Source organism: Pseudomonas sp. GW821-FHT09H03 (assembly GCF_059415945.1).
Window position 1 is genome coordinate 478380 of the sequence record NZ_JBWKOF010000002.1, and the last position, 6774, is coordinate 485153.

4 protein-coding genes are annotated in these 6774 nt (G+C 59.0%); 1 reads left to right on the top strand and 3 read right to left on the bottom strand.

The window, feature by feature from the left end:
- Window positions 1-8: 8 nt before the first annotated feature.
- The 3 genes from AC07OG_RS04830 to AC07OG_RS04840 are packed head-to-tail and all read right to left on the bottom strand — an operon-like array spanning window position 9 to window position 4908.
- Window positions 9-1376 carry an HlyD family type I secretion periplasmic adaptor subunit gene (locus AC07OG_RS04830; protein ID WP_495066349.1) on the bottom strand — a complete coding sequence of 456 codons (1368 nt, stop codon included), beginning with the start codon at window positions 1374-1376 and terminating at the stop codon, window positions 9-11.
- Window positions 1366-3522: a type I secretion system permease/ATPase gene (locus AC07OG_RS04835; protein ID WP_495066350.1), complete on the bottom strand. Its 2157-nt coding sequence runs from the start codon at window positions 3520-3522 to the stop codon at window positions 1366-1368. Before AC07OG_RS04835 ends, AC07OG_RS04830 begins: the two co-directional genes overlap by 11 nt.
- Window positions 3523-3555: 33 nt before the next feature.
- On the bottom strand, window positions 3556-4908 hold the full coding sequence (locus tag AC07OG_RS04840) for a TolC family outer membrane protein (protein ID WP_495066351.1): 1353 nt from the start codon (window positions 4906-4908) through the stop codon (window positions 3556-3558).
- A 353-nt stretch (window positions 4909-5261) separates the two neighbouring features.
- Between AC07OG_RS04840 and AC07OG_RS04845 the strand changes: the two genes are divergently transcribed.
- A partial coding sequence (locus AC07OG_RS04845) for a retention module-containing protein (RefSeq protein ID WP_495066352.1) occupies window positions 5262-6774 on the top strand: 1513 nt, incomplete at its 3' end.

The following is a 6774-nucleotide window of genomic DNA, read 5'->3' on the forward strand; positions in this document are numbered from 1 at the left end:
CTGAACAATCAACGTTCGTGCAGCGCTTCGGCCCGGGCCCGAATGATTGGCTTGAGCAGGTAACTGAGCACGGTCTTCTTGCCGGTAATGATGTCTACCGAGGCGACCATCCCCGGGATGATCAGCAGCGGCTTTTCGTCAGAGCCAAGGTGACTACGATCGGTACGTAGCTTGATGATGTAGTAGGTGGTTTTCTTGTCTTCGTCGGTGATGGTATCGGCACCGATCTGTTCCAGTTTGGCCTTTAGCCCGCCATAAATGGTGTAGTCATAGGCGGTAAATTTCACCGTCGCTTCCTGCCCCGGGTGTAGAAAGGCGATGTCTTGTGGACGGACCTTCGCCTCGACCAGCAAGGTGTCGTCCAGCGGCACGATTTCCACCAGATCACTGCCTGGCTGGATGACCCCACCGATGGTATTGACCAGCAGCTTGTTGACGATCCCTCGCACCGGTGAAGTGACCAGGGTACGGCTGACCCGGTCTTCCAGGGCCTTGCCAGTGGCCTGGGCCTTGTTCAGGTCGGTGCGCGCTTCGTTGAGTTGTGTCAGGGCTTCGCTACGGAACTTGCCGCGGGTTTCGTCGATTTTGCGCTGTACTTCCTTGATCGCCGATTCGGCACGGGGGATCGCCAAGGTGGTGGCATCGAGCTGACCACGGGTCTCCACTTCGGCACGCTTGAGGCGCAATACTTCCACCGGAGAGACCGCGCCCTGAGCCACCAGCGGCTCGGACATGTTGATTTCCTGGCGTTGCAGACTCAGTTGCTGGCGGTACTGTGCCTGCTTGGAGGTGAACTCGCGCAGCTCTTGCTGACGCTGGATCAGTTGCTCCTGCAAGCCGCCAATCTCGTCGTGCAATTGCTGGCGGCGGCTGATGTACAACGATTCTTCGCTCTGGGCCTGCCCCGGAACCGCCTTGAGTACGTCTGCGGGGAAATTCAGCGGTCGGTCATCGACCTCGGCGCTCAGCCGCTCTACGCGCAACAGCATCGATAGCCGGTCAGCCTCGGTTTCGCCGACGTTGGAAGCAAATCGCGTATCGTCCAGGCGAATCAGCGGGGCGCCAGCCTCGACGATCTGGCCTTCCTTGACGAACAGTTCGGCGACGATACCCCCTTCAAGGTTCTGGATTTTCTGGATCTTCGACGACGGAATCGCCTTGCCATCACCCTTGGTCACTTCGTCGATGACCGCGAAGTTGGCCCAAAGCATGAGGAACACGAAGAAACCGATGATCGCCCAGATGGTCAGCCGCACCACGCGCGGCGCATCTTCGATCAGCGCCTTGTTCACTTCCGGCAATGGCTGGCCTTGCAGCGATGCGGAGCCCTTGAAGTAACGGCGGATAGAGTCCCTGAAACCCGACTTAAGCAACACTGATCTGCCCCTTCTTCAACGCTTCCATCACAACGGCTTTCGGGCCATCGGCGAGAATCTGCCCACGGTCGATCACCAACAGGCGATCAACCAGCGACAGCAGCGACGCCCGGTGCGTCACCAGCACCACGGTCTTGTTTTCAATCACCGCCGCCAGGCGTTGTTTGAGGCGTTCTTCGCCGGTGTTGTCCATCGCGCTGGTCGGTTCATCGAGCAGCAGGATCGGCGGGTTGAGCAGCAGCGCACGGGCCAGGGCAACGTTCTGGCGCTGACCACCGGACAGGTTCTGCCCACGCTCGCCGACCTGCAGCTCATAGCCTTGCGGGTGCAGACGGGCAAATTCGTGGACACCGGCCAGCTCCGCGGCTTGCAGCACTAACTCGTCTTCCACATAGCGCGCACCGGATACCAGGTTGTCGCGCAGGGTGCCGGCGAGTAACTGGATGTCCTGCGGCACGTAGCCGATGTTGTAGCGCAGTTCGCTGACATCGATCTGACGGATATCCACACCATCGACCAGCAACGCACCGTCGTCCGGCTGGTACAGCCCCACCAGCAGCTTCGCCAGCGAACTCTTGCCCGAGCCGCTACGGCCGATGATGCCGATTTTCTCGCCGGGACGAATCACCAGGTTGATGTTCTTCAGCGCCAGATTCTGCTGTTGCGGATAAGTGAAGTTGAGCTGCCGACATTCGATGGCACCCTGCAGTACCTTGCGGCTGAGCGGGCGCTCCTCGAAATTGCGCTCCTGAGGCAACTCCATCATTTGATCGACCGAGGTCATGGTCACGCGTGCCTGCTGGTAGCGGGTCAGCAAGCCGGACAGCGACGCCAGCGGGCTGAGCGCGCGGCCGCTGAGCATGTAGCAGGCGATCAGACCGCCCATGCTCAGGTCACCGGCGATGATCTTGTACACGCCAAAGACGATCATGATCACCCCGGCCAGTTGCTGGATCAGTAGGGTAATGTTCATCGCCAGACCGGAGAGCATTTTCACCCGCAGTTCAAGGCGGCTGAGGGTGCCAATGGTCTGCTCCCACTGATACTGGCGTTCGCTTTCAGCGTTGTTGACCTTGACCGCGTCGAGACCGGCGAGGGTTTCAATCAGGCTCGATTGACGCTCGGCACCCAGCGCCATGGTGCGTTCCATGGTTGCCACCAGGGGTTTCTGCAAGGCGTAGCCAATCGCCAGGGCAATCGGGAATGCCAGCACCGGAATCCACACCAGATGCCCGCCGAGTATCGCGATCACGATAAATATCAGGATGGTGAACGGCAGATCGATCAGGCTGGTCAGCGTCAGCGAGGCGAGAAAGTCGCGCAGGCTCTGGAACTCATGGATGTTCTGGGCAAAGCTGCCGACCCGCGCCGGACGGTATTTCATGGCCATGCCGACAATGCGCTCGAACAGCGTGGCGGAGATGATCAGGTCGGTTTTCTTGCCGGCCAGATCGAGGCAAAGACTGCGCAGGCTCTTGAGGATCAGGTCGAAGATGTAGGCGCCGGTGATGCCGAGCGCAAGCACCCACAGGGTGGCTTCAGCCTGGTTCGGTACGACACGGTCATAGACATTCATCACGAACAGCGGCGCGGCCATGGCGATGATGTTGATCAGGAAACTGGCAGCGATGGCGTCGGCATACAGCCCGCGCGAACGCTTGAGGGTATCGCGGAACCACGAGCGTGCGCGCGGAATCAGCGTGCCGTGGTTGACGTCGAATTTGTGCTGCGGCTGGGCGAAAAAGACTTTGCCAATGTAGTCGTCGGCCAGCAACTCGCGGCTAACCAGAGATTCGCCGCCATCGCTTTCGCTGAGCAGCACCCGGACCTGGTCTTCACCTTGCCACCCGAGCAGTACAGCACTGCGGCCATCCTTTAATAGCAACAGGGCCGGCATGGCGATGGCGGGAATTTCTTCCAGTTTGCGCTGCAGCACCCGGCCCTGCAGCCCGGCGCGAGCTGCCGCCCGGGGTAGCAACTCGACGCTCAAGCGTTGTTTGGGCAGTGGCAGGCCGGTTGTCAGCATCGCCGCACTGGCGGGCTTCTGGTGCAGCATGCAAAGAGCGAGCAGACCGTCCAGCAACGGATCGTCGTGCAATGCGCGTGGATCATGACTGAGATTTACTCGACTGATTTCTGATTCCACGCTCGACACTCTTTAGCAGTTGAAAGGGATAACTCAATTCATCCCGGGTAGCTGCACCTTGGGCTTCACATCGTTCTGCACAACGGATGCCAACGGCGCCACCACTCCCTGGCTCTTGAGCAACTCGCCCATGGTCGCCTTGATTCGATACTGAGTAAATAACTGAATGTTTTTGATCTCAGCTAAACGCCGCGATGCGGTGAACAGTTCATTTTCACTGTCGAGCAAGTCGAGCAAGGTACGTTCGCCGAGACTGAATTGACGCTGGTAGGCAGTTCGCACTGAAGTACTGCGATCGACGTACTGCTGGGCAATTGGTACCTGAGCGTTGGCGTTGTTCAAGGCATTCCAGGCCAAGCCGAGTTCTTCATTCAGTTGGCGCAGGGCGTTGTTGCGGATGTCCAGCGCCTGGTTCGACAGGTAGGCCCGAGATTCCAGATCAGCCTTGTTGCTGCCGCCGGCATACAGGTTGAAGCGCATACGCAGCATAGCCTGCCATTCGTTGTTGTGGCCGGCCTGGCCGTCAATATTGTTGTCGGCGGTGGAACCCAACTCAGCATCGACACGTGGATAGAATGTCGACTTGGCGGTCTCATATTGCTTTTCCGCAGCAGCGATGTCGGACTCGGCCGAGCGCAGGATCGGGCTGTTTTCCAGCATCTGCGCGCGGGCTTCGTTCAGATCGGCCGGCAATAGCGCCATGAATGGCGCCGGGCGCTCCAGCTGATCGGGCATCTGACCGACAGCACTGAGGTAATTGGTCTCGGCATCAGCAAGGTTGGTCTGCTCAGTGAGCAGATTATTACGGGCCTGGGCCATCCGGGCCTCGGCCTGGTCAAGGTCGGCACCACTGCCGACGCCCCGCTGGGTGCGTAGCTGTATCTGATCGTAAATGCGCTGGTGGCTTTTGAGGTTGTCTTCGGCCAGGCGTACGAACTCACGGCGAGTCAGCACGTCGAGATAAACCTGGGCCACGGTCAGCCCGGTGCGTTCGGAGGTGCCAAGCAACGAGTAGGCACGGGAGTTGACGGTGGCTTGTTGGCGCCCCACTTCGTTCGACGTCGCAAAACCGTCGAAGACCATTTGCGACAGACGTAAATTTGACTCGCCGCGGCTCAGGGTTTCGTAGTGGTTATTGCTGCCATCGCCTCGGGTGGTCACGCTATCAGTGCCTTCACGGCCATAACCGCCCAGCAGGTCGACCTTGGGCAGGTATCCCCCTTTCGCAGCCTTTAACTGATAATCCGCGGCCAATCGGCTGTTTACGCCTGCCTGGACCTCCGGATGGACATCCAGCGCCTGTTGCATGGCTTGCGGTAAGGATTGCGCTTGAACAAAAGAGGCGGTGAGAGCGAAAGGTATAGCCATGAACAAAAGCGGACGCATGGTAGGAATTTCCCAGAACTACTTGTCTTGAATCAGCGCGAATGAAAACGCCGTGTCGGAAGATGGCAGGTGGGATGACCGCATGTCGGAAAGTTCAAAAGCGGAACTGAATCACGCGCCTAGGGCAGGCCACCCATCAAATATCAATGTGACATTATTGGGACGATTGTTTAGGATGGATCCAAGAAGGTCAATAGTTTGGCATAAAGTTAATAGCCAAAGAATATAGACAAAATATTGGCGCAAACTAGCGTCAAATATTTGTACTACTTTTAAAAATTGCGTCCCCGATCTGATAAGTCCCCCCTCAGGTCAATGTAAGTCAACTGAATGTGACACCCGGAGAGTCTTCAATGAGCAGTGTTGTTGCCGTCGTCAAAAGCATTGTCGGTCAAGTTTTCGTGGTGTCACCAGAGGGCGTGCGCCGCGTACTCGTTGAAGGCGACCGACTGTCCGTCGGCGACCAGATTGACACGGGCCTGTCCGGCGCCGTGTCCCTGGAACTGGCTGACGGCCGTACCCTGGATCTGGGACGTGAAACCCAATGGAGCGCCAGCGCTGCGGACTCCAGCAGCGATCTGGCAGAAGCCACCGCGCAAGCCGCGCCATCCGTTGATGAACTGCAACAAGCTATCGCCGCCGGCGTCGACCCGACTACGGCACTTGAGGCTACCGCTGCCGGTCCGGCTGCGGCGGGCTCTAATGGTGGTGCCGCCGGTGGCGGTCACAGCTTTGTTATGCTCGATGCCACTGCTGGCCGGGTAGACGCAACCATTGGTTTCCCAACCGACGGTCCTGATTCCGCTGCCGCAATCACCACGCTCGATATCGGCAATCAGAACACCACTACCAGCAACGCTGCGAGTGTCCTGACCGCTGATACTGGCTCACTGGCCGAAGACAGCGTCGCAACGGGTAACGTACTGAACAACGATAGCGATGCTGACTCGCAACTCAGCGTCGCCAGCTTCACCGTCGCCGGATTGACCGGCAGTTTCACCGCAGGCCAGACAGCGACTATCGTCGGGGTCGGTACCGTGACCATCGGCACCAATGGCAACTACACCTTTACTCCGGACGCCAATTACCACGGCGTCGTACCGCAAATCACGTACACCACCAACACCGGCTCGACCAGCACGCTGGATTTGACCGTGACTGCAGTCGACGACAGTTTCATCGACGCCAGCGAAACCGTAACGGTCAACGAAGACTCGGCGGCTACCGGCAACGTGTTGTCGGGTACTTCGAGCGTCGATGGCCCGGTCAGCGTGGTCAATTTCACCATCGGTGAAACCACTTACTCCGCCGGCAGCACCGCGACTATCGCCAACGTCGGTACCCTGGTGATCGGGGCTAACGGCGACTACACCTTTACCCCGGCAGCCAACTACAACGGCAGCGTGCCGACAGTGAGCTACACCGTCACTGACGGCTCCGGTACGGACGTCACCTCGACCCTGAACATCGATGTCACCCCGGTCGACGACAGCTTCACCGACGCCAGCGAAAGCGTTACGGTCAACGAAGACACCGCGGCGACTGGCAACGTGTTGTCGGGCACTTCGAGCATGGATGGCCCGGTCAGCGTGGTTAACTTCACCATCGGTGAAACTACTTACGCCGCTGGCAGCACCGCGACTATCGCCAACGTCGGCACCCTGGTCATTGGTACCGATGGCGCGTACACCTTTACTCCGGCCGCCAACTACAACGGCACGGTGCCAAGCGTGAGCTACACGGTCACCGACGGCTCTGGCAACAACGTCACCTCGACTCTGAACATCGACGTCAGTCCGGTCGACGACAGCTTCACCGACGCCAGCGAAAGCGTTACGGTCAGCGAAGACACCGTCGCCACCGGCA